A 26,606-nucleotide genomic window follows, 5' to 3' on the forward strand; every position below is an offset into this window, starting at 1 on the left:
AGAGCGGGCATTGATTAATCAATTAACTGACGATTGATTATTTTAAAAGGAATAGAATTGTAACCTTTTTATTAATGAAAGATGAGATCAAATATTTTCGCTACAATTTTTTGAATTTCGATTATTTTATTTCATATATGAATGAAAAAGCTTTATGATAATGAAATCTGAATAATGGAAAAAGCAAATTGAATAATTAATGGTGAACAGATAATAGTGTTTGATGAATAAAATAAAATTTAGTAACATTACCCATTACCCATTACCCATGAATACTCAGGTGAAAAGTAACAATTAATAATTTACAACTAACAATTAACAGCTGTCATACGTGAAGAAAGAAGATATATTGATTCAGAACGAATTAAGTGCCGACAACATCAAGTTGATGATTACCGGAATGCAAAAGAAGTTGGAAAAAATATATTTAGGTGGTGGAGAGCGGAAGTTGAAAAAAATGTTGGATGATAATAGACTTCCTGCGCGAGATCGTGTTAAGTTATTATTAGATACTGATAGACCATCAATTGAACTTGGAGCATTTACAGGTTATGGCATGTACGCTGAACACGGTGGTTGCCCTGCTGGTGGTGTTATAGTCTATATGGGATATATCAAAGGCAGATTATGTATGGTTGTAGCTAATGACCCTACAGTTAAGGCAGGTGCATGGTTTCCAATTACAGGCAAGAAAAACCTTAGAGCACAGGAGATTTGCATGGAAAACCGCATTCCAATAGTTTACCTTGTGGATAGTGCGGGTGTGTTTTTGCCCATGCAGGATGAAATATTTCCAGATAAAGAGCACTTTGGAAGAATGTTTCGGAATAATGCTAAAATGTCTTCCATGGGTATACCACAGATCTCTGCCATCATGGGTAGCTGCGTTGCAGGGGGTGCTTATCTGCCAATCATGAGTGATGAAGCTTTGATCGTAGAAGGTTCAGGTTCTATATTTTTGGCAGGACCATATCTGGTCAAAGCAGCAATAGGGGAGGACGTAGATAAGGAAACGCTTGGCGGAGCAGTTACTACCACAGAAATTAGCGGTATTACTGATTATAATGTTAAAGATGACAGAACTTGCATTGAAACTATAAGAGGTTTAATTGATAAATTTGGTGAATTTGATAAGACTGGTTTCAGTAGAAAAAAACCTGCTATGCCCTTAAAGGATCCTAAAGAAATCCTACACATCATTCCGGACAATCCTGCTAAACCATATAATACAGTTGAAATACTTGAGAGATTGGTGGACAATTCTGAATTGATTTATTACAAGGAAAATTATGGAAGAACCATTATATGTGCATATGCACGTATAGATGGATGGGCGGTAGGGATAGTTGCAAACAATCGGGAAGTTATAAAGACTAAAAAAGGTGAGATGCAATTTGGGGGCGTAATTTATAGTGATTCTGCCGATAAATCTGCACGATTTATTATGAATTGTAATCAGAAAAAAATTCCATTAGTTTTCCTGCATGATGTAACCGGATTCATGGTGGGGACAAGGTCTGAACATGGTGGTATTATCAAGGATGGTGCGAAAATGGTCAATGCTGTTTCAAATTCCACAGTGCCTAAGTTTACTGTTATTATGGGCAACTCCTATGGTGCCGGCAATTATGCTATGTGCGGTAAAGCCTATGATCCAAGACTGATTGTAGCATGGCCAACAGCTAAACTTGCTGTAATGGGTGGAGCGCAAGCTGCCAAAGTGTTGCTGCAAATAGAAGTTTCATCAATGAAAGCTAAAGGAGAAACAATAACTCCAGAGCGAGAATTAGAATATTACGAAGAGATCAAAAAGAAATATGATGTTCAGACGACCCCTTATTATGCAGCCTCCCGTCTATGGGTAGATGCCATAATACATCCATTGGATACCAGAACATGGATAAGTATGGGCATTGAGGCCGCAAATAATGCCCCGATAGAAAAATTTAATCCTGGAGTTATGCAGGTTTAAAGGTTAAAGGTGAAAAGGTTAGAAGGTGAAAAAGTGAGGAGGTGAAAAAGTGAGGAGGTGAAGAGATGAGTGAATAATGAATAATGAATAGTGAATAGCGAACAATGAGCGGTAGCTTGCTTACTCAGCTTGGTCTAAAGGCGATTATTGATGATTGCAAGGTGCGAAGGTGAGAAGGTCAGGAGGTTAGAAGTTGAGGAGGTGAGGAAAGCGAACAGCGAGAGGTGAACTGCGAACGGTTGCGAAGATTGGAATCTTGCTTTTAATTTGCTAGAGATATTAAAGGTGAGGAGGTGAGGAGATGAGATGGTGAGAAGGTAGAAGGTAGAAGGTTAGAAGGTAACCTCGTATTACTGATTCCCCATTACCCATCACCCATTTTAAAAAAACGGACAGATTATTAATTTATGGATATCACGGTTACAACATTAAAGGGATTTGAAAGTATTCTGGCGCATGAATTGGATGCACTGGGTGCAGAAGATATCCAGATGGGTGCACGAGCAGTCACTTGTTTTGGTGACAAAGAATTGTTGTATAGAGCGAATTACGAACTTAGGACTGCTTTGAGGGTTCTCGTACCTTTCTATAATTTCAGAGCTTCTTCAACTGATGCTTTGTACAAGAAAATACGGGACTATAACTTTTTGCCTTTTCTTAAACCTGATCAAAGTTTTTCTATTGATGTAGCTTGTAGTTCAGAATACTTTACGCATTCGCAATTTGTAACTCACAAAGTAAAAGATGGCATTGTCGACAGGATGCGTAGTAAATTTGACCAGAGGCCGTCAATCAGTATAGAAAATCCTGATTTTAAGCTTCATGTAAGGATTGTAGGTGATGAAGTTACCTTATCTACAGATAGTTCAGGAGATTCCCTTCACAAGAGAGGATATAGGGTTCAGACAGTTTCAGCCCCAATGAGTGAGGTGCTTGCCGCAGGTTTGGTGATCATGTCGGGTTGGGATAAGGAGACGATGTTTGTGGATCCAATGGCAGGTTCCGGGACGATTGCAATTGAAGCGGCGATGATAGCCAGCAATACACCGGCTCAGTATTGTAGGGAAAAGTTTCTATTTCAGAAGTGGTCCAATTTTGACAGAAGACTTTGGGAAAAAGTTGTGGATGATGCCAATGAAAGAATAGACCTCAATCTGCCTATCATCTTCGCATCTGATAAAGATAGAAGTGCGATTGACGCGATTAAAGCAAACCTTGTCAGGTTGCCTTTTAGGGATAAGGTTATAGCCAGCCAATTTGATTTTTTCAGTGTTAAGCAGGAGAATGCAACAATAATCTTCAATCCACCATATGATGAGCGGATGAAAGTGTCAGATGTGCTTAAGTTCTATGAAGATATTGGTACTCATTTGAAACATAAATGTTCAGGCAGTAATGCATGGATATTTAGTTCTAATTTTGAAGCTATGAAAAATATCGGTTTGAAGACGTCTAGAAGACATACGTTGTACAATGGTCCTCTGGAGTGCAAGTATTTTGGATACGAGTTATTTCAAGGCAAAAGAGCCCATAGGCATTCCGATGAGGAAGAATAAAAAAAGGCGATCCACATACAATGAATCGCCTTTATATATTTTAGAAAATCAAATTCTCAATCTATTTTAGAATTTTCCACCTACAATAAACTACTATCGAATTTTATTCTGATTTCTGATTTCTGACCTCTGACCTCTGACCTCTGACCTCTGACTTCCTTTTATTTCACAAAGTTCCACAAAGAATCCCAAAGTTTCACAAAGAGTAAGAGTGACGTTAGAAGTTCATTCAAATTTCTAACTTCTAATTTTACAATCAATGAGCGACCATCAATTTTTTACTTACCGTTAACTTTCCATCATTTCCTGCCTGGATGTAATAAACTCCATTAGGTAATTGGGTTGTATTGATCCTAAAGTTTGATGTCAAGCGCTCATACTTGTATATGATCTCGCCATTTGTATTCATTATCTGAATGAATTTGAATTGATCCGCATTTTGGATAAGAGTCTCAGTGTTTGCTGGATTGGGTTGGATAGATAATGATAAGGTTTGGTCTAACTTATGCTTTGATAAGGCGGAACAGTAGTCATTTGGATCGGTAATATTTATTATTGATATGCAAGTATCAGAATTTGAAGCTTTGTCAAATGCAACTATATCAATTGCGTTTTCTCCTAATTCGCTACATCCATATTTAATTGTAGATTGACCATTTTTAATTTGAGCATTTGAAAAACCGCTTTCATTATCGTAGACATCATCTATAAAATCATACACCCAAATATTTTTTGTAGAACCATTTTCCAATATTTCAAATTTCAAATTTTGTTTACATGTAACAACTGGTGGGGTTTTATCGCCATAACATTCACAGCATGAGTTACCTTCCATAGAAAAGCATTGAATTTTTGAAAGGCAATTTGAATAATTACCGGCTTCATCCCAAATAAAAATATTGACTTCTTCTATTTCTCCTTCACCACAAAATACTTTTGAAGTTTCATTAATATTTTCAGAGAAGGAATATTTTAAATTATCCACAGTAGTTAAATTGTCAAATGAATTATGGTTAAAATATATTGCCGGTAAAACAACATAGCCTGTATAAGGTAAATTTGTTTGAGCTACTCCATTAAAACAAACAGCTGTCGGAGGCGTCACATCCTGACTAAAAAGGTAAGGGTTGAATTTAAGAAATACAGTAATTACAAGAAGTAAATTTTTAAAATTTTTCATAAGGATTATAATTTGTGATTAGAAAATAATGTGTAATTAAATAGTTTACTAAAATTGGCCGATAAACTATTCAAAACTAATCCCAAATATATACTAATTAATTTATATTAATCAAAATTAAATTGATTTTATCGCTCCTTCCAAATGCTTATCGGGAATAATCCATAATATGGCTATTGCGACAAATAATATTTCGGAGAAAATTACATTTTGATAGGCCAACACAATAGATGTAATATAACTGGCAGTTGAAACGTAAGCTTTAATATTTAATTTGCTGAATGCAATTTTAAATGCATCAGTATCATGAGTATGCTTTTGAATGTTTAGCTGGAGAATTCCAAAAGCGGCACCGCACATCAATAAAATAAAGCCATAGACAGCCACTGTATTAGGTGAAAAATGGTTTTCGCCCATCCAGTCTGTTGCAAAAGGAATTAAAGACAACCAAAATAGCAAATGTAGATTTGCCCAGATCATGCCCGAATTTACTTGCCTTACAGTATGAAGCAGGTGGTGATGATTACCCCAATAAATACCTATATAGATAAAACTAAGAATGTAACTTAGCACTTTCGGTATTAATGGTTTCAAATCTTCAAAACCACTGCCATGTGGTACTTTAAACTCTAATACCATGATGGTAATGATGATGGCCAAGACCCCATCGCTAAATGCTTCTAATCTGTTTTTGTTCATTTATTAGCTTTAAGCTGTAGGCTTTAAGCAATAAGCTTTATACCGTTCAACTAACTTTATTTTTTGCACTTATCACTTATTACTTATCACCCTATCACCTATCACCCGATCACCCATCACCTGATCACCCGATTACCCATTACCCATTACCCATTACTCATTACTCCTTGTTCCATATCTCCCACGCCGCTTCCGCCTGATGAACCAACATCGAATATCCGTTCTGTACATAAGCTCCTTGTGCTTTAGATTTATTCAAAAACATAGTTTCTTCTGGATTATACACCAGGTCATAACAATAGTGATTTTCATTGATATATTCATATGGTAACCTTATACAATCATCTACCAAAGGAAAAGTCCCTAAGTGAGTACAATTTATAATTAATTGAACTGAATTAATGATCTCTGAATCAATATCCTCATAAGCTAATAAACCCTGACGTCCTGATGTAGAAGCCTGAATAATTTCAATATCTAAGGCTTTTAATGCATAAACTATTGCTCTGGATGCACCACCAGTTCCACAAACAAGCGCTTTTTTATTCAAATTCAACTTTTCTATTTGTAGACTTTCTCGGAAACCCAACCAATCAGTATTATGTCCTGCTAAACTTCCATCTTTCTCAATATTAATACAATTAACTGCACCAATTTCCTTCACATCTTCACTTAGATAATCACAATACTTCATGATTTCCAACTTATAAGGTATAGTTATACTTAAGCCTTTTAAATGCTCCTCTCTGATTATGGATTTTACCTTGGATAATTCCTCCATTTCATAAAGGTTGAATTTATGATCATTCAATCCTTCCTCTTTGAATTTTTGTTCAAAATATTTTTTTGAAAAGGAATGACCCAATTTTTTACCGACCAAACCAAAATTGTTTTCCAATAGAAATCTATTTATTTTAACAAATATAGCATTTTATCACACTTGAAATCGTTTCAAAACTATTCTTTAAATGTAATTCTTAGCTACCTTATCAATACAAAACATGACGAAATGTCAGATATTTATTCTACATTTGCACCCTAAAACCGCAATTTTATAAATGCCTACTGAAGAACTACAACGGCCACATATTATCGATATTCCTGAAGAGCAACAAGGTGCTGTCTATGAAGCTATAGGTCATCCGACAGCTACTAAACGTTTCTACATTGAAAGCTATGGGTGTGCTATGAATTTCAGTGATAGCGAGATCGTAGCAAGTATTTTAGGGACTGATGGATATTCTGCCACTTCTGACATTTTTGAAGCTGACCTTGTTTTAGTCAATACTTGTTCTATTCGCGAGAAAGCCGAAGATACTGTTCGTAAAAGACTCGAATATTTCAATAGTATTAAAAGAACAAATAAAGGCATGATCGTTGGCGTCTTAGGCTGCATGGCTGAGCGCCTTAAGAAATCATTACTCGAACAGGAAAAATTGGTGGACATGGTCGTAGGTCCAGACGCATACAGAGATCTGCCTAAACTGATTTCAAATCTTTCAAGTGGTGACAAGCAAATAAATGTATTACTCTCCAGAGAAGAAACTTATGCGGATATTAGTCCGGTGAGGCTTGAGAGTAATGGAGTTACAGCTTACATTAGTATCATGCGCGGTTGTGATAATATGTGTTCATTTTGTGTAGTGCCTTACACAAGAGGCCGTGAAAGAAGTCGGGACGCACATACTATTGTCAAAGAAGCACAGGATCTTTTCGATAAAGGATACAAAGAAGTTACTCTACTTGGACAGAATGTAGATTCTTATAAATGGCTTGATACTTCAAAAAATTCAGTCGTTACTTTTGCCAATCTGCTTGCTATGGTTGCAGAAGTTGATCCTTTATTAAGAGTAAGATTTTCTACATCTCATCCAAAAGATATTGATGATGAAGTTCTTTATACAATAGCTAAATACCATAATATCTGCAAATATATTCATCTTCCTGTACAATCTGGTAGCAGTCGAATCCTCGAGCTAATGAACAGAAGTTATGATGCGGATTGGTATCGAAGTAAGATAGATAGAATATATGAAATCATACCAGAGTGTTCTATTTCGTGTGACATAATTACAGGTTTTTGTTCAGAGACCGAGGAAGATCATCAGGAAAGTTTGGCGATGATAGACTATGCAGGGTATATATTGAGTTATATGTTTTCATATTCGGAAAGACCCGGAACTCCCGCTGCAAGAAAGTTAACGGACGACATAAGCCTTGAAGTTAAAAACAGAAGATTAAGTGAAGTAATTGAACGGCAAAGAATACTATCAGGTCAATTAAATAAGAAGGATGAAGGAAAAAACTTCGAAGTCCTGATTGAAGGGCTTTCAAAAAAATCTGATAAGCAAATGCGCGGTAAGACTTCCCACAATAAAGTCGTTATTTTTGATGTACATCCGGAGTATAAAATTGGTGACTATGCCAATGTTTATATTACTTCCAGCACTACAGCAACTCTTTTTGGCACAATCATCCAATAATATTTAAATATGACATTGCAAAGCATAAAACTAAAGTTTGGTATTCTTGGTGTTTCAGCATCATTAGATAATGCGCTAAATACAGCTGTGCGTGTTGCCCCAACTGATTTAACGGTATTAATTTCAGGAGAAAGTGGGGTAGGAAAGGAGGTGTTTTCAAAGGTCATACATTCTCTTAGTCCTAGGAAACATAATCCATTTATAGCAATCAACTGCGGAGCCATTCCGGAAGGAACAATCAATAGTGAATTGTTTGGGCATGAAAAAGGTGCATTTACCGGGGCTTTAGGAGATAGAAAAGGATATTTTGAAACTGTTGATGGTGGCACAATTTTTTTAGATGAAATAGGCGAAATGCCCATGGATACTCAGGCATTTTTACTACGTGTATTAGAATCAGGGGAATTCATAAGAGTAGGATCATCCAAATCTCAAAAAACAGATGTTAGAGTAATTGCGGCCACCAATGTTAATTTGGAAGATCTGATTAAAAAAGGAAAATTCAGAGAAGACTTATATTTTAGATTGAGTATTGTTCCTATTCGGGTGCCATCCTTAAAAGATCGTAGGGAAGATATAAGGTTATTATTCAGGAAATTTGCAGTTGATTTTTCTGAAAAATACAATACGAATAGCATTCAATTGACAGATCAAAGCCAGGCTATATTGGAAAATTATAGTTGGCCGGGAAATATCAGGGAATTACGAAATGTTACGGAACAATTATCTGTTCTTGCAGAGGAAAAAATTGTGACACCTGAAATTCTTTTAAAGATAACTCCACAACTAGCCAATCGCAATTTACCCAGTATTGTCGGACGAAGAGACGATGAAAATATGTCTGAAAGAGATATCCTTTACAAGTTACTTTTTGAGATGAAAGGAGATGTAAATGATTTAAAGGCTTTGGTATTTGAATTGATCTCAAGAAATCAACTTAGCGTAGGAGACATGTCAAGTTTTAGGCAGTTAGGAATGAAACCTGCATCAGATAATATTCCTGTTCAAAATTATGCACCTACTAATCAGTTTGTTTCAGGAAATAGTGTAAATCCTAAAATATTTGACAAAGAAGATGAACCAACTCACCAAGCTTATTTTTTTTCGGATAATGATGAAGATGGCACCTACCAAGCCATGGAGGAAGTCTCAGACAGCCTTTCCTTGGAAGTAATGGAGAAAGATATGATCATCAAAGCACTAAAAAAATATAATAGTAGAAGAAAAGAGGCGGCAAAAGAACTTGGATTGTCAGAAAGAACGTTATATAGGAAAATTAAGCAGTACGATATAGATCAGTGAGTAATGAACAATGAATATTGAACAATGAATAATGAATAATGAGAGCAAACGGTAATGTCTCTATTTAAATTGTATCGATTATTGTAAGGACAATTTGATCAATAGAGGATAGTTGATGATTGATAGGCGATGAGTGATGTGTGATTAATGATAATGCTTACAAGCTTAATAATAACCCTGAAAGGGTGAAAATATTATAGGAATTGCATAGTAACCAAACCGAACCCTGAAAGGGTGACATTATGTAATAAACAAATTATTTTTAATTTAAGGCAGATATTAAACAACACGTGCAAAATAACAATTAATAAATAACAATTAACAACTACAACAAATGTTTGGAGATTTTGAAGAGCAACAGAAGCTCATGGATAAAAAACTGAAAGCGATAAAAATTGAACATTCATCAAATGAAAATGAAATTAAAATAACGCTTAATGCTAGCTTGGAAATAGAGAATATATCAATAGATTTTGAAAAAATGGATATGACTAGCCCTGACCAATTGGAAGATGTACTGCTTGTAACAATCAACGAAGCAGTTCAAAAAGCTCAATTGGCACAGGCTGCTGAAAGTCAAAAGATGCTTGCTAATATGATGCCAGGTGGAATGGGTGATCTGGGCAAGTTATTTGGTCAATAATCATATTAATTAAAAATATAGATAAAAATAATGATTCGTAATCTATTAATATTTAGTTTCTTGTGCTTATTCAGTTTTGCTTTGCAAGCTCAGATATCAGAGAATCTTTACGCATATTATACATTTGATGATTGTACAGCTAACGACAATATTGGCTTAGCGAATGGAGTTCCGCTTAACCCTATCAATTGTGTTTGCGGTCTTAAAGGTCAGGCAGTAAAATTCGATGGAACTCAAGTTATTCAATTAGGAGATGATAATTCAGGTCTCAACAACACGATTGCATCTGACGAATTTACTTTAGTTATTTCTTTGCTATCATCAAAATCAAATAGTGCCATGACTGTATTTTCTATTGTTGAGGATTGTGATAGTTATGGCTTCGAGTTAGTTTATAATCCTGCTGCTTCCAGATTTACGTTGAATATAAGATCTCAAACTGAGCAAAGAATAATTAACTTTGACAGTGACCCTAATGCTTGCTGGCAGCAAATAGCTATCAATAGATTATTTAATAGAGTCGAATGTGTTGTAAATGGAGTGCTGAAGCACACGGAGAAATGGACGCTTAACCCAAACTTTAAATCACTTGGTTTTCCAAAATTAGGTGGAGGAGGATGTGCTGGAATAACCACAGCCCGATTTAAAGGACTTATTGACGAGGTCAAAGTTTATAATAGGATTTTAAGTGTACCAAATTCGCAATTGGTTACAACGAATGTCGTAAATGAGTTGGATGATCATTTTCAGGTTATCTTTACCGGACAATCTTATGGAGTAGAATTTATAACGAATTGTACACCTAATGTCAATTGGACACCAACCAACGGTGTTTCTGACCCTAAAGCCAATGTGGTGGATCTCTCACCCACGACTACAACTAAGTACTCAGTTTCCAACAGCTATGAAGGATGTACTCAAGTAGATACTATTTTGATAAAAGTGCTTGATGAGTCAAGTATTAATTGTGAAAAATTATTGCTTCCCAATAGTTTCACGCCAAATGGCGATGGCTTGAATGATGATTATGGTATTTCTACCACTTATGCTATAGATGGCGAATGTAGATTTGAAATATTTAATAAATATGGCGGCTTAATATTTGCTACTTCGGAACCTACCGGTCGATGGGATGGAAAGATTGGTGGAGAGTTTGCACCACCGGGTGTATATCTTTATAAAGTAAGATATGGATGTAGTGGAAGTAAGTATTCAACTGCAGGTAGCGTAAATTTGATTCGTTAGGCATAATAATAATAGTGGATGTTATTATAGTATCTCAACTCTAATACTACCCACTGATTAACTCTAATACTATCAACTGTTTAACTCTAATACTTTCTACTTGTTAACTCTAATACTATCAACTAGTTTAAACTAATACTATCCACTGTTTAACTCTAATGCTGTGTGATAGAAAACTCTAATAATTATACTTAACATTCATTTCATATAAAATTTTTTATAATTGATGAAACTCTATTACCTTTGGGTCATATTAGAACCTTATGTATAAAATATCAACTTTATTTTTTGCTTCTGTATTCTCCCTTTTATTTTTTCAAAACGCCACAGCTCAGAGCGTATTCAGAATCAATGGAATTGTAAAGGAATCTTTAACAAGTAATATTGTAGAAGGAGCACAGGTCATACTTATTTCTTTAAATAAATCAGTTCAAACTGACAAAGCCGGATACTTTTCCATTGAATACACTGGAACATTTGACGGCACGCTCCATATCAAAAAAGAAGGATTTTTAGAATTTGACTACATAATTCAAGCGAAGGATATTAATGCCTCAACTCCTGTGATCATTGAACTGAATCGTGATCTTAATTACAACAGCAGAGTAACTTCTACCGGAAGCATACCCACTATTTCAATCGATGAAGAAAGTGGTACAGATGGAGCACAAGAAATTAGTAGTTTGTTATCAGCTGCAAGAGACCCATTTATTCAATCTGCAAGTTTTAATCTTGGAGTATTCAGATTCAAGATCAGAGGATATGATCCTGAATATAGCGCTGTATTACTGAATGGTATACAAATGAATGACCCGGAAAGTGGTTTTCTAGTCTTCGGAGAATGGGGAGGGTTAAATGATGTCCTTAGAAATACTGATGCCAACTATGGATTAGCTCCTGTAAGTTTCGGTTTTGGTAATATCGGTTCGAATACAATGATCAATCTCAGAGCTTCTGAACAAAGAAAAACTACACGAGCTTCTTATGCTATTTCAAACAGGAGTTATAGAAATAGGGTGATGGCGACTTATAATACCGGAAAGATGGCCAATGGATGGTCCTTCTCATCCAGCGCTTCTTATAGATGGGCAGAAGAAGGTTATGCTGAGGGAACGTTTTATAAAAGCATTTCATATTTTCTGGGTATAGAAAAAGAGATAAATAAAAACCATTCACTAGGTTTTACTATACTTGGTGCACCTACTCAGCGTGGTAAAAGCAATGGTTCTGTTCAGGAAGCTTACGATTTGACAGGAAATAATTATTATAATTCAAATTGGGGTTACCAGAATGGAGAAAAAAGAAATTCACGAATAGGCACAACCAACAAACCAATAGGCATCCTTCGACATGATTGGATTGTGAATGAAAAGTTTAAGTTTACTAATTTAATTTCTTATCAGTTTGGGTCAGAATCCAACACAAGACTTGACTGGTATAAAGGAAGAGATCCGCGACCTGATTATTATAAATACTTGCCAAGTGGCGCTCAAGATGAAGGTGGAGCAGCAATCCTATCTGAACAATGGAAAAACAATCCAAATTGGAATCAGGTAAATTGGGATTATCTTTACGAAGTCAACAGGAATAAAAATGAATCAATCACAAATGCAAATGGCATAGTAGGTAATACAGTCAGTGGTAAGCGTTCTTCTTATATCTTGGAGGATGGAAGATCTGATAACAAGATTTTTAATTATAGCACCATGATTGAAGCTATTCTTGGTCAGCGTTGGACGATGCACGGAGGTATTAATTATCAAAATTATACTTCTAATTACTATAAACAACTTGATGATCTGATCGGGGGAGAGTTCTTTGTGGATATTGATCAGTTTGCTGAAAGAGATCTAAAAGATAATTTTAATGCATCTCAACCAAATCTTGCGATTCCAAACCATATTATTTATAAAGGTGATAGATATGGTTATGATTACGATATGAATGTTACAAATTATGGTGTTTGGTTGCAGAATATCATCACATTAAGAAAGTTTGACTTTTTTATTGGTGGTAATGTCGGACAAAACTTAAGCTATAGAACAGGTAATATACAGAACGGTCGCTTTCCAAATAATTCCCTAGGTGACTCTAAGAAAAACAATTTTCTTGAGTTTGGTGTCAAGGGTGGCACAACATATAAGTTAAACGGTAGAAATTATTTGATCGCTAATGCTGCTTATATATCTCAGGCACCATTGGTTAATAACTCTTACATATCACCCAGGACTAGAAATGCAATAGCGACAGGTCTTCAAAACGAAAAGATCACATCAATTGAAGGTGGATATGAGTATATTGCTCCTCAAATGAAATTTAAGGTTATAGGTTTTCTAACCAATTTTGAGGACAAAGTTACAAGAACTGCATTTTTCAATGACATAGACGGAACATTTGTCAATTTTAATATGACGGGTGTGAATCAACAGAATGCTGGTGTTGAGGTTGGGACAGAAGTCAAAATAGGATCTCGCCTAAAAGCAACCGGCGTTGCATCCTTAGGGAGATATTTATATGCCAATAATCCATTAGTTACTATTAGTAATGACAATGATGAAATAGTCAAGAAATTAACAGTTTATCAAAAAGGATACCGCGTAGAAGGCACGCCACAAGAAGCTTATTCTGTTGGACTTGGTTATAACTCTCCAAATTTTTGGTTCCTGAATATAAATGCCAATTATGCAAGGAAGTCTTTTTTGGATATGAATCCATATAGAAGAACTACTGACATTGCTAACCCGGAACTTGTTGAGCCTGGCTCAGATAATTGGTACAGATTATTGAATCAAGAAGAACTTGATGCAGCATTTACTCTTGACCTCTTTGGTGGAAAATCATGGAAAATCAAAAAGACTTATATCAATTTAACTATTGGGGTCAATAATGTCTTGAACAACCAAACCATCATCACGGGAGGATATGAGCAGGCAAGAGTTGATTATAACCTTACTGCAAACTCTGGAGATGCAAAGGTAGATATTGGTAAATTTCCACCTAAATATTTTTATGCTTACGGGATTAACTATTTTGTTAGCCTTGGAGTTAGAATTTAATTAAATTGAATATTCATAATATATATAAAATGAGCAAGTTAGCTAAGTTATTTTTAAGCATGTCTTTTTTGGCATTGGTATTTAACAGCTGTGTTAAAACTGATATTGATGAACCGCCTTACAATACAAATTACCCTACTTACAATGCTAATTTCAGTATTAAACAACTGAAAGCAATGCATACACTTGGAGGATTTGAGACGATTACTGAGGATTATATCATCAAAGCAGTTGTGGTAGCAGATGATAAAACCGGTAATTTTTATAAAACTCTTGTTATTCAGGATTCTACAGCAGGTATTGATCTTCGCATAAATGCTACGAATTTGTTCAATATATATCCAGTGGGCAGAAGAGTTTACGTGAAAGTCAAAGGTATGACTATAGGTGATTATAACGGAAACCTTCAATTGGGAGCAGGAACATATTTAGATGATAATGGAGACAAGGCATTATCTAGTATTGAAGAGCCTCTTTTGGACAATTATTTGATAAAAGGGGAGTTTAATATTCCTGTGATTCCAACTGTCAGGACTCTTTCTGAGCTAGGACCAAATGATGAAAATACTCTAATCCAACTTAATGGGATGGAGGTTGCAGATGCAGATCTTGGTAAAACATATGCTGATTTCCAAATCAATTCAAATAGAACATTCAAGGATTGTTCGAATAAAACAGTAACTGTAAGGACTAGCGGATATTCTACATTTGCCTTGAAAGGTCTGCCTCAGGGCAATGGTTCAATGGTGGCTATTTACACAGTTTTTGGAACGACTAAACAACTTTTCGTCAGAGACACTATAGATCTTCAATTAAATGGAACACGATGTGGTGGCGGTGGCACTGGTGGAGAGTTGATAAATGTGAGCGATGTCAGAGCACTGTTTCAAGGATCTGCATTGAATTTGCCTGCAGATAAAAAAATAAAGGGAATCGTAATCAGCGATAAGACGTTTTCAAATATTACGAGTAAAAATTTAGTTCTTTGGCAACAAGGAAATGCCGGATTAACAATCAGATTTGCTGAAACTTCGCCCTTCAATGTTGGAGATGAATTAGAAGTTGGAATTGGTGGAGTTGAATTATCTGAATTTAGTGGATTGCTTCAGCTAAACAATGTGCCATTGGCTAATGTATCAAGGACGGGAACAGGTAAAAGTGTTACACCAACACAATTGACTATTCAAGCTCTTAATGCAAATATCAATAATTATGAATCTCAATTGGTTAAAATTATAGGTGTAACTTTGTCTAAATCTGGTGGGAACACCTATTCAGGAGATGTCACTATGACTGATGCTACGGGTTCAATATCCATGTATTCAACTACTTATGCTACTTTTGCTGGTGATGCAATTCCTACGGGTGTGGTTGAAGTAGTGGGTATAGCAGGTCAAGGTGGTGCATCTAGCGCTAATCAGATAAACATCAGAAGCAAAGCGGATATCATAGGAGGAACAATAGTTGATCCTGAAGGAGATATAGACGAGTCATTCACCGGAGGTGTTGTTAATCAGGATATTTCAATAGGTGGTTGGTTGAATGTTGCAGAAAAAGGAACTAGAAAATGGATATATAAATCATTCTCAGGCAATTTTTATGCTCAAGCGACTGCATACAACTCAACTGATGATGAGAATGTTACTTGGCTAATATCTCCAGGCGTAGTATTAGACAAACCTAAATTATTGACATTTGAAACGGCTTTGCAGGTTTACAAACATGATGGACTTCAAGTGCTCGCTTCCACTAATTTTGACGGAACAAATTACTTGAGTGCTACATGGACACCTATTGTTGCTCCAATAGCTGGCGCATCTACAGGTGACAATATATTTGTTCCAAGTGGATCAATTGATCTTTCAGCATTTACAGGTAAGATATACATTGCATTTAAATACAGCGGCACAGCATCTGCTAATACTACATCCTACAGAATAGACAATGTCAAAATATTTGACAAATAAGAATAAAGCTTCCTAAAAGCTTAGGCCCGGTTCATGAAAGTGTATCGGGCCTTTTTTCTAGTTGTTAGGTATTAATTGTGAATTGTTATTGCTTAAGATACTTCGTTTGAACCACGCTTGCCTGCCCACAAAGGCAGGGATTAAACTGATTAAAGGATTTCACTGAATCGTATAGAAATCATACGCCATTTATTATTGCCAATTCCTCATTAACTATTACCTCATTTGACCCATGACTAAAGTCAAGGGTTATTGAACGCATAGATTGTTGAGTTGCTTTAATTTTGAAATTGGGAATCAGAAATTAAAATTACCTCTTAGGATTTAAAATTCCAACACTTTCACTCATGCACTGATCACCTGATCACCCCATTACCAATCATCGATCACCTCTCCTTACCCATGACTAAAGTCAACGGCTATTGAACACATAGAATGTTGAGTTGCTATAATTTTGAAATTGGGAATCAGAAATTAAAATGACCTCTTAGGATTTAATATTCCCATCACTTATCACTCTTCACTTATCACTCTTCACTCATCACTTATCATTCATCACTTATCACTTATCACTCATCACTTATCACCTGATCACCCGATTATCCATTACCCATTCTTCACCCAATTATAAACACCGCCGGTACATCATCTCTCAGAAATATACCCTTCAACAACTTCCATTCCTTAATGGTCTTTGTCATCGAAAAAGCATTTGGCCCTGTTAAACCCATATGCACGGATAACTTTGACTCAGGTAAAAGCGTATTCATTGCGGCTTCAAACATTTTTTTATTTCGATAAGGAGTTTCGATGAAAATTTGTGTCTGACCAAGTTTATTCGCATGTACCTCCAGTAATCTTAACTTTTTTACAAGTTCTTCTTTATCAGCCGGTAAATAGCCATGAAAGACAAAACTCTGTCCGGAAAAACCACTAGCCATCAACGCAAGTAATAAGGAACTCGGGCCTACCATTGGGACGACTTGAATATCTTTTAGATGTGCCCATGATGCAATTTCTGCTCCAGGATCTGCTATGCCCGGGCAACCGCTTTCAGACATTATTCCTATATCGTGTCCCGCCTTTACGATGTCTAAGACCTCTTCAAAATCAATTTTGCCATGTTTGGGCATTTCCGTAACTCTTAATTCACTTTGAGGAAGTGGATGTCCAAGTAACTTAATGAATTTCCTGGCAGTCTTGGAGCGCTCAACAACAAAATGACTCAATTGAAATAGAATCTCCAGCGTAGACTTTGGTATAGTTTCTAAACCTGCATCATCAATCGGTACAGGAATAAGATATATTTTACCGGTTTCTTTCAAAATTTATGACATATTTTGGATGTAAAAGTAAGGCCAAATCTATTACCTTCGCATCAGATGTCTGAATTAAATCAAAAAGAAACTTACAACATTCACTTACCTGTCTTTGACGGGCCATTTGATTTGTTACTTTTCTTCATTGAAAGAGATGAACTGGATATACAAAATATACCGATAGCAAAGATCACTGGAGATTTTCTTGCTTATATCCGCAGCATGGATGCTATTAATATCGACCTTGCAAGCGAATTTATCGTTACCGCAGCGACACTCATGCGCATTAAAGCTAGGATGCTGCTTCCTTTGAAAAAATCGGATGAAAATCATGAAGTTGATGATCCTAGATTGGAACTGGTCAATCGTATTCTTATTTTTAAAAGTTTTAAAGAAATTGCTACCGAACTTTCAATAATGGAAGAATTGAAAGCCAAGATGCACAAACGTGGAAGTATCGCAGAGGATATTAAGAGAATCCAACACGCTTCCGTAAGCTATAACGAACTTGAATCAGCCAGTCTATATCAACTTATCAAAACATTCAATCGGCTAATTGAGCGGATGGGTGAAAAAAAATCAGGTACAATCCATCAGTTAGTAGATTATCCTTATACAGTCCATGAATGTAGAGAAGATATAATGTTGGCTTTAAAAAAGAAAAAAAATTGCTCTTTTGAAGACATTTTTGAAAAAAGTGAAAACAGAATCCATGCCATTGTTTTATTTCTTTCATTATTGGAATTGATAAACTTACAAATCGTACAAATCGCTAATGGTTCGAATGTTAATTCTTTTTGGATTACTGAAAAATTTGATGATTTAGAAATAGAGATTAAATAGCTTTTGCACTTCTGTATATTTCTAAAAGTTTTGTAAGCCCAGTAAATCATGAATTAAAATATTATAAATAAACATTTGAAATTAAAAGAATTATATAGCCAACTAAAACCTTATGTAAGGCCTTACAGATTTTTAGTATTCGCCACATTAATATTGACATTGATTGGTTCATTGACAGCTCAGGTAAATGCATGGATCTTGCGATATGCCGTCGATGGCATTAACGACCTGGTGGAAGCAAACAAAGGTATTAAAGAAGGTATTCATATATTGACTATTATTACAACAGTGTTGCTTACCAAAGAAATACTAAATGCTTTCATTTCTTTTGGCCAGAAATTTTATGGCGAAAAATTAAGAATATATGTTTCTAAAGACCTCGCTCAGGCAGTGATAGATAAAATCCTTGCCTACAGACTGGCTTTTTTTACAAGTACAAATAATGAAACAGGGAAATTACAAACTCGAATTGATCGCGGAATTGAGAGTCTTACCAGATTAGTTCAAAATTTCTTTATAGATATACTTCCTTTATTAGCAAATAGTTTAGTAGCATTATTTGTCATGTTCAATGCCAACAAATATGTCGGTTTTGTGGGACTTTGCATTATTCCAATATACTTTTTCATCAGTCAAAGTCAAGCTAAAAAACTCAGTGGTGTAAGAAGAAGTTTGAGAGGATTCCGTGAAAATAAAAGTCAGGGAATTGTCTCGATTATTGAGTCAATAACGGTTATAAAATCATTTGTACGAGAAAAATCAGAATCTAAAAAGCAACTAGATCTGCAGTCGGATTTAACAGACGCTCAAATGAAAACCCGTCGAACCAATTTTATATATGACGGTCTTAAGAGTTTTGTTGAGCAGATGGGTATCGTAGTTATAATCATTCTTACTGCTTATTTGGTGCTAAATGGCGACATGACCATTGGTGCGATTATGTTCCATATTTTACTATTGAATAATGTAACTTCTCCTATTCGTCAGCTGCACAGGATCTACGATGAGATGAGTGATGCAATGATTTATTCTGAAGGCTTCTTTGATATTATGAATGCTGAAATTGAGATGGAAAAAACCGGCAACTATAAGCCGTCAAAAGTTAGTGGAAAATTTGAAATCCAGGATGTATCTTTTTCCTATCCCAATGGGACAAAAGCATTGAAGCACATCAACATGGAAATAATCCCAGGTTCTATAACAGCTTTTGTAGGATTGTCAGGAGCCGGTAAAAGTACCGTAATCAACCTTCTTGATAAGTTTTATGAACCTACAAGGGGCAGAATACTGCTTGATGGAGTAGATCTATCGGAATACGATACTACTTTTCTGAGAGAAAAGATAGGTTTAGTGCTACAGAAGAATCACATCTTCAAGGGAACGATCGAAGAAAACATTCGCTATGGAGATTTAAATGCAAGTTATGAGGAGGTCGTACTAGCCGCACAAAAGGCCTATATACATGATCAAATCATGGAATTGCCTGACAAATACAAATCACAAGCAAGCTTATTGTCAGGTGGTCAGCAACAGCGTATTGCAATAGCTCGTCTATTCATCAAGGATCCGCCTATCATCTTTCTGGATGAACCCACAGCGAGTCTGGACGCTATCACAACTGAACAAATCAAAAACAGTTTGGATGCTATTAAACAAAACAGGACTGTCATTGTAATCTCTCACAGCCTTTCACAAATCATAGATGCTGAGCGCATCTATGTGATGGAAGAAGGAATGGTCGTTGAGTCAGGTATACATGAGGAAGTATATCGCGAAGGAGGAACTTATAAAAAGATTTTTGATGCAATGGCCAGGAGTTTGAATCTTGATAAAATAGCTAAGACATATGAAGTGTGATTTCTATCTAATGAAGTTTCAATATTAAACTATTTAGACTTTTAAATCTTAATTAATTATCATCTTTGTATATAAATATTTTCCCAAAAAAAATCATAATGTAGCTATGAAATCAATCGAATTTTTAACAAGCATTAATAATCATAAGATTGAAATTCCTGAAAATCTTCTTGCTGATTCAAATATCGAACATGTCAGAGTGATTATCCAATTTAATGAAGATGCATCCGAAGAACTTTTATATAAGAAAACTGTACAGGATCAATTTTTAAGTGGGTTTTCAGAAGAAGATTCAATTTATGATAGAATATTATGATACAGTTTAAATTTGGTGATGTTGTATTACTGAACTTTCCTTTTTCTGATGGTACAAATTTTAAAAAGAGACCAGCTTTGATAATAAATGATTTTAATGATGGTGATATATTAGTTTGCAGGATTACAAGTCAGAAACATTTTGATAAATATGATATTATTGTTGAAAACTGGGCAAAGTTTGGTTTATTAATTCCATCAAGTATCAGGGTTCATAAATTAGCTACTCTTGATAAGAAATTATTTTATAAAAAATTGGGCAGTATTGATTTTGAAATTGAAAAGCAAGTAAAATCACTAGTTTCACAATTAACCGATAATTAAATGTACCCACTAAAAGACCTTCATACTTTTCACTGCGAAGTATATGCAGACTCCATCATTGAGATTATGGATGTGAGTCAGTTGGATGAATTGTTTCAAGACCACTTTTTCAAAAATACTAATTGGATGTTTTTAGGTGGAGGCAGTAATGTCTTATTTTTGAAAAATTACGAAGGCACCATTTTGTTAAATATGTTGAAAGGTAGAGATATCCTTGGAGAGACATCTGATGGAAAAACTATTTTGAAAGTCGCTTCGGGTGAGTTATGGCATGATACAGTACTGTATTCACTTAGACATGGCCTTAACGGATTGGAAAATCTTTCTCTTATCCCCGGAACTGTTGGAGCAGCTCCAATGCAAAATATCGGCGCATATGGTGTGGAATTTCAAGAAGTATTTCATTCATTGCAAGCATTTGATATTATTACTGGTGAGACCAGGACATTCTTTAAAGATGAATGCCGCTTTGGGTATAGGGATAGTATTTTTAAAAATGAATTTAAAGGTCAATTGATTATACTTTCCATCCAGATGCACTTAAAAAATGATGGATATACAAACGTAGATTATGGCGATATAATTAAAACATTGGATGGATTGGGAATAGAAGGCCCATATTTGCCAGGTCAAATTTCAGATGCTATAATTTCTATAAGAAAAAGTAAGTTGCCTGATCCTGATGAACTAGGCAATGCAGGAAGTTTCTTTAAAAACCCGATAATATCTATTGATCATTATAACAAGTTGAAAATTGAATTTCCTGATCTCCCTGGATATCCTGTCAATAATGAATCAATTAAAGTTCCTGCTGGCTGGCTCATAGAGCAATGCGGATTCAAAGGTAAAAGGAAAGGGGATGCAGGTTCACATGCAAAACAAGCACTCGTTTTGGTGAATTATGGAAATGCTACTGGTGAAGAAATACTTGAACTGGCTGAAGAAATACAATTGGCAGTGAGTGAAAAATTTGAAATAAATATATGCCCGGAAGTTAATATAGTCGGTTGATAATTTTCTTTATACGTAACATTTTGATTGTAATCTTAAATGCAGATTTTAATAAATCAGTATTTTACCGACATTGCTGCATGATTTCTCCAACTACAACTTCCAAGGCAGGTACGACGTCTTCTTCAAACCATGGATTATTCCTTTGCCATCTGATATTTCTAGGTGATGGATGTACTAAAGGAAAGTATTTAGGCAAATAATTTTCGAAGTTCTTGACTGTTTCGCTCAATGTAGATTTTGCGTTTTTACCCAAATAGAATTTCTGAGCATACATTCCGATTAATAATGTTAATTGTAAGTCAGGTAGATGCTCCAGCACCTGATGATGCCAATGCTTTGCGCATTCAGGTCTTGGAGGCAGATCTCCTCGCAATCCTTTACCCGGATAGCACATACCCATGGCCATAATCCCAAATATTCCGGAATTGTAAAAGACATTTGAATCAACGCCCAGCCACCTTCTCAAAGCCCTTCCACTAAGATCATCCCAAGGTATACCACTTGCATGTACTTTAGTACCTGGAGCCTGTCCAATTATTAAGATTTTTGTTTGAGGGGAAACTGTAATAACAGGGTTTGGCCCTAACGGCAGGTGCTCAGCGCAAAGTGTGCATGACCTAATATCTTTCAATAATTGATCCATATGCTATTAATAATTATATCTGAGGTAAAATGTTTAAAATAGATTCTATACTAAACATCTTGTTCAAGAAAGAAGTTATATTATGTATCTTAGCATATATAAGTATTAAAAATTAAGAATGAAAGTTCCATTGATGGTTAGAGAAAGGTCTTGTCAAAATTGCAATATGTTTGACAATTCGATTTTCTCCATTTTGTCCGATACACAGGTTATAGATCTCAATGCACACAAGTATTGTACTGTTTTCAGAAAGGGACAGGTTTTATTTGCAGAAAATGCAATGCCGGTTGGGTTATTTTGTATTCATTCAGGTAAAGTCAAACTTTCTACGCAAGGAATAGATGGAAAAGAGCAGATTATGAGATTGGCCAAGAGTGGTGAAATAATCGGTTATCGAGCACTTGTTTCTAATGAGAGATATCATCTATCTGCTATAGCTTTGGAGGATTGCTCCGCATGCGTTATTGACAAAACATTTTTTATGGATCTTGCCATGCAAGAACCAAGGATTGCTCAACAGATTTTCAAATTGATCAGCAATGATCTCAAAAAGGCAGAAGATAAAATAATTTCTCTTTCCCAAAAGAATGTTAGGGAACGAATGGCTGAGACGCTTTTATTTATTAAAGCTACTTATGGAATGGAAGAGGATAATAAATCTCTCAATGTCAGACTCACAAGAGAAGAACTCGCTGATTACATAGGCACTTCTACAGAAAGTGTCATTAGACTTCTTTCCGAATTCAATGCTGCCGGAATTATATCACTTGAAGGTAAAAAAATCCTTATTTTGGAACATGATAAGCTAGTTAGGACTGCTAACATTAGTTATTAACTTAATTTTCAGCGTTATAAATATATTCTAAAACTATTGCTATTACTAAATCTATGGTAGAAATTAGAAGTCAGAAGTTTAACCGCCAAAGTTCAACGGAGGTGGATTTGCTCACTAAAGAGGTGACGCTAGGCTTGCCCCAATAATGAAGTCTGGTAGGGAAGCCCAGAAGGGTAATTCTTTCATATAGAAATATCTATTGATTAAGTTTCTTATGTTAAAACATGATTTAAATCATGTTTTATTACCTTAACAGTCATAGTTTTTTAACTATGAGTTAGCCATCTTTGCAGCATAAACCTTGGAAATGATAAGTTTGACAAGTCAATTGCACAAAATATTTACAGAACTAGATCAAAAAGTATATCCTAAGATTGGATTGCTGTTGGACGATAGTGTAATGTTTTGTCTTGAAAACGAAAATGTCGAATTTATCTCAGATTTATCTGAAATGATTCATAAACTTCGTAATGAATTTGAAAGTCTTATACATTTCGAACGTAAATTAGTGTTTAAAACGCTAATTGACTGTGGCCTAATGTACGGTCAAGAGCCATCTTTCTCTGTTGATAATCTTACGGAATTATTGAAACTTATCGAGGTCAAGGATCATAGAATAAATTCTATGCTTGAAATGATAGATACAAAACCTTATAATCAATCTGAGAAAATATCACGTTTGGTCTCAGCATTTAGAAATAGTTTTATTCCTAGTAGGCTTACACTTTATGACAAAGTGACTCAAAGTTCAATCCTTCCAAACCTAAAGCAAAAAAGTCATGTCAAAAAGTAGTGCATCACTAACCTCAGTGATGTGCGCGCACTGTGGGGATCCTTGTAATAGTCAATATGTTGATAATTCACTTACATTTTGCTGTAATGGATGTAGAACTGTGTATAATATTCTAAATGAAAACGGTTTATGTGATTACTATAATCTTAATGAGATGCCCGGCATTTCAATGCGCGACGAGATTAGACTAAGCAAATACGATTATTTGGATAATGAGGAGATCGCCAATAAATTGATTTCATTTAGAAATAACAGTATCACACATATTCAATTCCAACTTCCTCAAATTCATTGCAGCAGCTGCCTTTATCTCCTTGAAAATTTACATAAAATCAATGATGCTGTTTACAATGCAAGGGTTGATTTTTCTTTAAAGGAAGTCCATATTATTTACGACCACAACCTGCTAAAGTTATCTTCACTCGTTTCAGATCTGGCTCATTTGGGTTATGAACCATTCATTAGCTTATCAGATGCCGGAATTAAAAAGGCAAAAACACCTGATCGAAGTAAAATATATAAGATTGGAATTGCGGGATTTTGCTTTGCAAACATAATGATGATGAGCCTACCTGAATACCTTGCTTCAGGTTCAGTGATAGATGCTCCTATTCAGTTATTTTTGAAATATGCAATGATATCACTATCACTTCCGGTGATATTTTATTCAGGGCAGGAATTTTTTACTTCAGCTTGGAAATCTCTAAGAGAAGGTTTTCTAAATATTGATGCACCTATAGCTTTTGCTATTGCTATTACTTTTATTAGAAGTATTTATGAAATGATCTGGGGCTCAGGATCAGGATATCTGGATAGTATGTCTGGAATAATTTTCTTTATGTTGGTTGGAAGACTGATGCAAGATCAAGCTTACAAGTCAATGTCCTTTGATCGAGATTATAAATCATTTTTCCCCTTGTCTGTAAAATTATTAAACAAGGGTAAATTAATCAACACCGAAGTAGAGGACATCAAAGTTGACGACGTAATAAGAATTCACAATGGGGAAATAATTCCTGTAGACGCTTTATTATCTAAAGGTAAAGCATTAATAGATTACAGCTTTGTAACAGGCGAAAGTAATCCTACAAATGTTAAAATCGGAGAGATCATTTACGCTGGAGGTAAACAATTAGATGAAAATATAGAACTTGTAGTAATAAAGCCAATTGCCCAAAGTTATCTTACTAACTTATGGAATAACAGTGTATTCAGTGACAAAAAACATCCAAAGTCATTTATCCATTCAGTAAGTCGCTACTTTACAGTGGTTTTATTATTAATAGGGATCACTACTGCTGCCTACTGGATCTATAGAGGCGATACGAATACTATGTGGAGGGCTTTGACGGCTGTTTTTATCGTGGCTTGCCCTTGTGCATTACTTTTATCTACTACCTATACATACGGCAACTTAATGCGTATATTTAGCCAACGAAAATTTTATTTAAGACATCATGATGTAATTGAAGCAATGACAAAAATAGATCATATTGTCTTCGATAAAACAGGTACGCTGACAGATAATCATATCAATGAAGTTCAATATGTTGGTGAATCAATAGATTATGAAAATTTAAATGTGGTTTATGCATTATTGGATAGATCTAACCACTCCTTAAGTAAGGCTATCAAACAAGATATTGGTATTTATAATGATATTAGTATTGAGAATTTTAAGAATATTCCAGGAAAGGGAATCGAAGCTTGGTATAATGATAGACATTACAAAATTGGTTCTGCTTCATTTATTAATGTTTCACCAAACTTATATGAAGTAAAAGGAGCTCAGGTATTTATTTCAATCGATGGAAAAACATTAGGTTGTTACGGCATTAAAAATATTTATAGAGAAGGAGTTTCAGAAATGATAAAGGCAATTGGAAAAAGCTATAAAATATCTATATTGAGTGGTGATAACGAAAATGAGAAAAAATATCTTCAGTCAATTATTAATAATGAGCAAGCATGTTTTTTTAATCAGGCACCTCAAGAGAAACTTGAATACATCAAAACGCTGCAATCGGAGGGCCAAAATGTAATGATGGTAGGGGATGGACTGAATGATGCAGGAGCCTTGAAGCAAAGTGATGTAGGGATCGCAATAAATGATTCCGGAAATAATTTTACTCCTGCTGCTGATGGTATACTGGATGGAAGGATGCTGTCTGATTTAAATAAATTTTTATATACCGCAGTCTTGGGCAGAAAAGTAATATTCGCTGCATTTGCGGTTTCAATACTTTATAATATAATTGGATTATACTATTCAGTACAGGGACTATTATCACCCATGATTGCTGCCATTTTGATGCCATTAAGTTCATTAACTATTCTATTGATAACCTACTCTTTAAGTGGGTACTTAGCTCGAAAGATGAAAATAAAAACAGTAAGATGAGTGTATTGATAATTCTTCTAATAGTAAGTCTGGCTATTTCAGGCAGTTTTCTAATTGCTTTTTTATGGAGTAACAGTGATGGTCAGTTTGATGATCAATTCTCTTCAGCCAACAGGATCTTATTCGAAGACAAGAAAAACGAACAAAACAAATAAAACA

The 26,606-nt window shown here is 35.1% G+C and carries 22 protein-coding genes; 17 read left to right on the forward strand and 5 right to left on the reverse strand.

The annotated features are described in order from the left end of the window. Positions 1-388: 388 nt before the first annotated feature. Both IPI15_RS04965 and IPI15_RS04970 read left to right on the forward strand, forming a co-directional pair. Positions 389-1,972 (forward strand): acyl-CoA carboxylase subunit beta, encoded by a 1,584-nt coding sequence (locus tag IPI15_RS04965; RefSeq protein WP_353738734.1) that lies wholly within the window; start codon positions 389-391, stop codon positions 1,970-1,972. Between the two features lie 407 nt (positions 1,973-2,379). Then, positions 2,380-3,528: a THUMP domain-containing class I SAM-dependent RNA methyltransferase gene (locus IPI15_RS04970; RefSeq protein ID WP_287419376.1), complete on the forward strand. Its 1,149-nt coding sequence runs from the start codon at positions 2,380-2,382 to the stop codon at positions 3,526-3,528. Positions 3,529-3,784: 256 nt separating this feature from the next. On the opposite strand, the gene IPI15_RS04975 is transcribed toward IPI15_RS04970, so the two are convergent. The 3 genes from IPI15_RS04975 to IPI15_RS04985 form a co-directional block, all read right to left on the reverse strand. Beyond that, positions 3,785-4,708: a T9SS type A sorting domain-containing protein gene (locus IPI15_RS04975; protein ID WP_287401137.1), complete on the reverse strand. Its 924-nt coding sequence runs from the start codon at positions 4,706-4,708 to the stop codon at positions 3,785-3,787. Positions 4,709-4,825: 117 nt separating this feature from the next. Next, positions 4,826-5,407, reverse strand: coding sequence for a TMEM175 family protein (locus tag IPI15_RS04980; protein WP_287401139.1), 582 nt, complete (start codon positions 5,405-5,407; stop codon positions 4,826-4,828). A gap of 160 nt (positions 5,408-5,567) precedes the next feature. Next, positions 5,568-6,305: a shikimate dehydrogenase family protein gene (locus tag IPI15_RS04985; protein WP_287419377.1), complete on the reverse strand. Its 738-nt coding sequence runs from the start codon at positions 6,303-6,305 to the stop codon at positions 5,568-5,570. 160 nt (positions 6,306-6,465) lie between these two features. Here IPI15_RS04985 and miaB point away from each other — a divergent pair, with 160 nt between their 5' ends. The 6 genes from miaB to IPI15_RS05015 all read left to right on the forward strand — a co-directional run bounded on the left by miaB (position 6,466) and on the right by IPI15_RS05015 (position 16,103). After that, on the forward strand, positions 6,466-7,890 hold the full coding sequence (miaB, locus tag IPI15_RS04990; protein WP_287419378.1) for a tRNA (N6-isopentenyl adenosine(37)-C2)-methylthiotransferase MiaB: 1,425 nt from the start codon (positions 6,466-6,468) through the stop codon (positions 7,888-7,890). A 9-nt stretch (positions 7,891-7,899) separates the two neighbouring features. Beyond that, positions 7,900-9,192, forward strand: coding sequence for a sigma-54 interaction domain-containing protein (locus IPI15_RS04995; RefSeq protein ID WP_287401142.1), 1,293 nt, complete (start codon positions 7,900-7,902; stop codon positions 9,190-9,192). Positions 9,193-9,526: 334 nt separating this feature from the next. After that, complete coding sequence (locus tag IPI15_RS05000) at positions 9,527-9,835, forward strand: YbaB/EbfC family nucleoid-associated protein (protein ID WP_287401144.1); 309 nt, start codon at positions 9,527-9,529, stop codon at positions 9,833-9,835. A gap of 30 nt (positions 9,836-9,865) precedes the next feature. Further along, complete coding sequence (locus IPI15_RS05005) at positions 9,866-11,080, forward strand: T9SS type B sorting domain-containing protein (protein WP_287401145.1); 1,215 nt, start codon at positions 9,866-9,868, stop codon at positions 11,078-11,080. A 263-nt stretch (positions 11,081-11,343) separates the two neighbouring features. Then, positions 11,344-14,136, forward strand: a complete 2,793-nt coding sequence (locus tag IPI15_RS05010) for a hypothetical protein (protein ID WP_287401146.1) — start codon at positions 11,344-11,346, stop codon at positions 14,134-14,136. Positions 14,137-14,165: 29 nt separating this feature from the next. Next, a complete protein-coding gene (locus IPI15_RS05015) occupies positions 14,166-16,103 on the forward strand; it encodes a DUF5689 domain-containing protein (protein ID WP_287401148.1) in 1,938 nt (645 codons plus the stop codon). A 617-nt stretch (positions 16,104-16,720) separates the two neighbouring features. Here IPI15_RS05015 and IPI15_RS05020 read toward each other — a convergent pair. Then, positions 16,721-17,428 carry an SAM-dependent methyltransferase gene (locus IPI15_RS05020; protein ID WP_287401149.1) on the reverse strand — a complete coding sequence of 236 codons (708 nt, stop codon included), beginning with the start codon at positions 17,426-17,428 and terminating at the stop codon, positions 16,721-16,723. A 57-nt stretch (positions 17,429-17,485) separates the two neighbouring features. On the opposite strand from IPI15_RS05020, the gene IPI15_RS05025 reads away from it, so the two are divergent. From IPI15_RS05025 to murB, 5 genes are all read left to right on the forward strand, one after another. Then, positions 17,486-18,265: a segregation and condensation protein A gene (locus IPI15_RS05025; protein WP_287401151.1), complete on the forward strand. Its 780-nt coding sequence runs from the start codon at positions 17,486-17,488 to the stop codon at positions 18,263-18,265. 75 nt (positions 18,266-18,340) lie between these two features. Beyond that, positions 18,341-20,122 (forward strand): ABC transporter ATP-binding protein, encoded by a 1,782-nt coding sequence (locus IPI15_RS05030; RefSeq protein ID WP_287401153.1) that lies wholly within the window; start codon positions 18,341-18,343, stop codon positions 20,120-20,122. A 106-nt stretch (positions 20,123-20,228) separates the two neighbouring features. After that, the gene (locus IPI15_RS05035) at positions 20,229-20,438 is read left to right on the forward strand and encodes a hypothetical protein (protein ID WP_287401154.1); all 210 of its coding nucleotides are present in this window, start codon (positions 20,229-20,231) and stop codon (positions 20,436-20,438) included. Beyond that, complete coding sequence (locus IPI15_RS05040) at positions 20,435-20,761, forward strand: type II toxin-antitoxin system PemK/MazF family toxin (RefSeq protein WP_287401155.1); 327 nt, start codon at positions 20,435-20,437, stop codon at positions 20,759-20,761. Before IPI15_RS05035 ends, IPI15_RS05040 begins: the two co-directional genes overlap by 4 nt. Then, complete coding sequence (murB, locus tag IPI15_RS05045) at positions 20,762-21,772, forward strand: UDP-N-acetylmuramate dehydrogenase (protein WP_287401157.1); 1,011 nt, start codon at positions 20,762-20,764, stop codon at positions 21,770-21,772. Between the two features lie 64 nt (positions 21,773-21,836). Here the strand turns inward: murB and IPI15_RS05050 are convergent, their stop codons facing one another. Next, positions 21,837-22,418, reverse strand: coding sequence for a uracil-DNA glycosylase family protein (locus IPI15_RS05050; RefSeq protein WP_287401158.1), 582 nt, complete (start codon positions 22,416-22,418; stop codon positions 21,837-21,839). Positions 22,419-22,536: 118 nt separating this feature from the next. On the opposite strand from IPI15_RS05050, the gene IPI15_RS05055 reads away from it, so the two are divergent. From IPI15_RS05055 to ccoS, 4 genes are all read left to right on the forward strand, one after another. After that, positions 22,537-23,253 (forward strand): Crp/Fnr family transcriptional regulator, encoded by a 717-nt coding sequence (locus tag IPI15_RS05055; RefSeq protein ID WP_287419381.1) that lies wholly within the window; start codon positions 22,537-22,539, stop codon positions 23,251-23,253. Positions 23,254-23,560: 307 nt separating this feature from the next. After that, positions 23,561-24,046: a hypothetical protein gene (locus tag IPI15_RS05060; protein ID WP_287401161.1), complete on the forward strand. Its 486-nt coding sequence runs from the start codon at positions 23,561-23,563 to the stop codon at positions 24,044-24,046. After that, positions 24,033-26,447, forward strand: coding sequence for a heavy metal translocating P-type ATPase (locus IPI15_RS05065; protein ID WP_287401162.1), 2,415 nt, complete (start codon positions 24,033-24,035; stop codon positions 26,445-26,447). The genes IPI15_RS05060 and IPI15_RS05065 overlap by 14 nt, the downstream gene beginning before the upstream one ends. Continuing rightward, positions 26,444-26,602: a cbb3-type cytochrome oxidase assembly protein CcoS gene (ccoS, locus tag IPI15_RS05070; protein WP_287401164.1), complete on the forward strand. Its 159-nt coding sequence runs from the start codon at positions 26,444-26,446 to the stop codon at positions 26,600-26,602. The genes IPI15_RS05065 and ccoS overlap by 4 nt, the downstream gene beginning before the upstream one ends. Positions 26,603-26,606 lie beyond the last annotated feature (4 nt).

The organism is Candidatus Brachybacter algidus, from assembly GCF_016707225.1.
GTDB lineage: Bacteria > Bacteroidota > Bacteroidia > Chitinophagales > Saprospiraceae > Parvibacillus > Parvibacillus algidus.

What these genes read in the sequence shown, in the direction of transcription:
- IPI15_RS04965 (WP_353738734.1), top strand. Translation starts at nt 389, where the DNA reads ATGATTACCGGAATGCAAAAGAAGTTGGAAAAAATATATTTAGGTGGT.
- IPI15_RS04970 (WP_287419376.1), top strand. Translation starts at nt 2,380, where the DNA reads ATGGATATCACGGTTACAACATTAAAGGGATTTGAAAGTATTCTGGCG.
- IPI15_RS04975 (WP_287401137.1), bottom strand. Translation starts at nt 4,708, where the DNA reads ATGAAAAATTTTAAAAATTTACTTCTTGTAATTACTGTATTTCTTAAA.
- IPI15_RS04980 (WP_287401139.1), bottom strand. Translation starts at nt 5,407, where the DNA reads ATGAACAAAAACAGATTAGAAGCATTTAGCGATGGGGTCTTGGCCATC.
- miaB (WP_287419378.1), top strand. Translation starts at nt 6,466, where the DNA reads ATGCCTACTGAAGAACTACAACGGCCACATATTATCGATATTCCTGAA.
- IPI15_RS04995 (WP_287401142.1), top strand. Translation starts at nt 7,900, where the DNA reads ATGACATTGCAAAGCATAAAACTAAAGTTTGGTATTCTTGGTGTTTCA.
- IPI15_RS05000 (WP_287401144.1), top strand. Translation starts at nt 9,527, where the DNA reads ATGTTTGGAGATTTTGAAGAGCAACAGAAGCTCATGGATAAAAAACTG.
- IPI15_RS05005 (WP_287401145.1), top strand. Translation starts at nt 9,866, where the DNA reads ATGATTCGTAATCTATTAATATTTAGTTTCTTGTGCTTATTCAGTTTT.
- IPI15_RS05010 (WP_287401146.1), top strand. Translation starts at nt 11,344, where the DNA reads ATGTATAAAATATCAACTTTATTTTTTGCTTCTGTATTCTCCCTTTTA.
- IPI15_RS05015 (WP_287401148.1), top strand. Translation starts at nt 14,166, where the DNA reads ATGAGCAAGTTAGCTAAGTTATTTTTAAGCATGTCTTTTTTGGCATTG.
- IPI15_RS05025 (WP_287401151.1), top strand. Translation starts at nt 17,486, where the DNA reads ATGTCTGAATTAAATCAAAAAGAAACTTACAACATTCACTTACCTGTC.
- IPI15_RS05035 (WP_287401154.1), top strand. Translation starts at nt 20,229, where the DNA reads ATGAAATCAATCGAATTTTTAACAAGCATTAATAATCATAAGATTGAA.
- IPI15_RS05040 (WP_287401155.1), top strand. Translation starts at nt 20,435, where the DNA reads ATGATACAGTTTAAATTTGGTGATGTTGTATTACTGAACTTTCCTTTT.
- murB (WP_287401157.1), top strand. Translation starts at nt 20,762, where the DNA reads ATGTACCCACTAAAAGACCTTCATACTTTTCACTGCGAAGTATATGCA.
- IPI15_RS05050 (WP_287401158.1), bottom strand. Translation starts at nt 22,418, where the DNA reads ATGGATCAATTATTGAAAGATATTAGGTCATGCACACTTTGCGCTGAG.
- IPI15_RS05055 (WP_287419381.1), top strand. Translation starts at nt 22,537, where the DNA reads ATGAAAGTTCCATTGATGGTTAGAGAAAGGTCTTGTCAAAATTGCAAT.
- IPI15_RS05060 (WP_287401161.1), top strand. Translation starts at nt 23,561, where the DNA reads ATGATAAGTTTGACAAGTCAATTGCACAAAATATTTACAGAACTAGAT.
- IPI15_RS05065 (WP_287401162.1), top strand. Translation starts at nt 24,033, where the DNA reads ATGTCAAAAAGTAGTGCATCACTAACCTCAGTGATGTGCGCGCACTGT.
- ccoS (WP_287401164.1), top strand. Translation starts at nt 26,444, where the DNA reads ATGAGTGTATTGATAATTCTTCTAATAGTAAGTCTGGCTATTTCAGGC.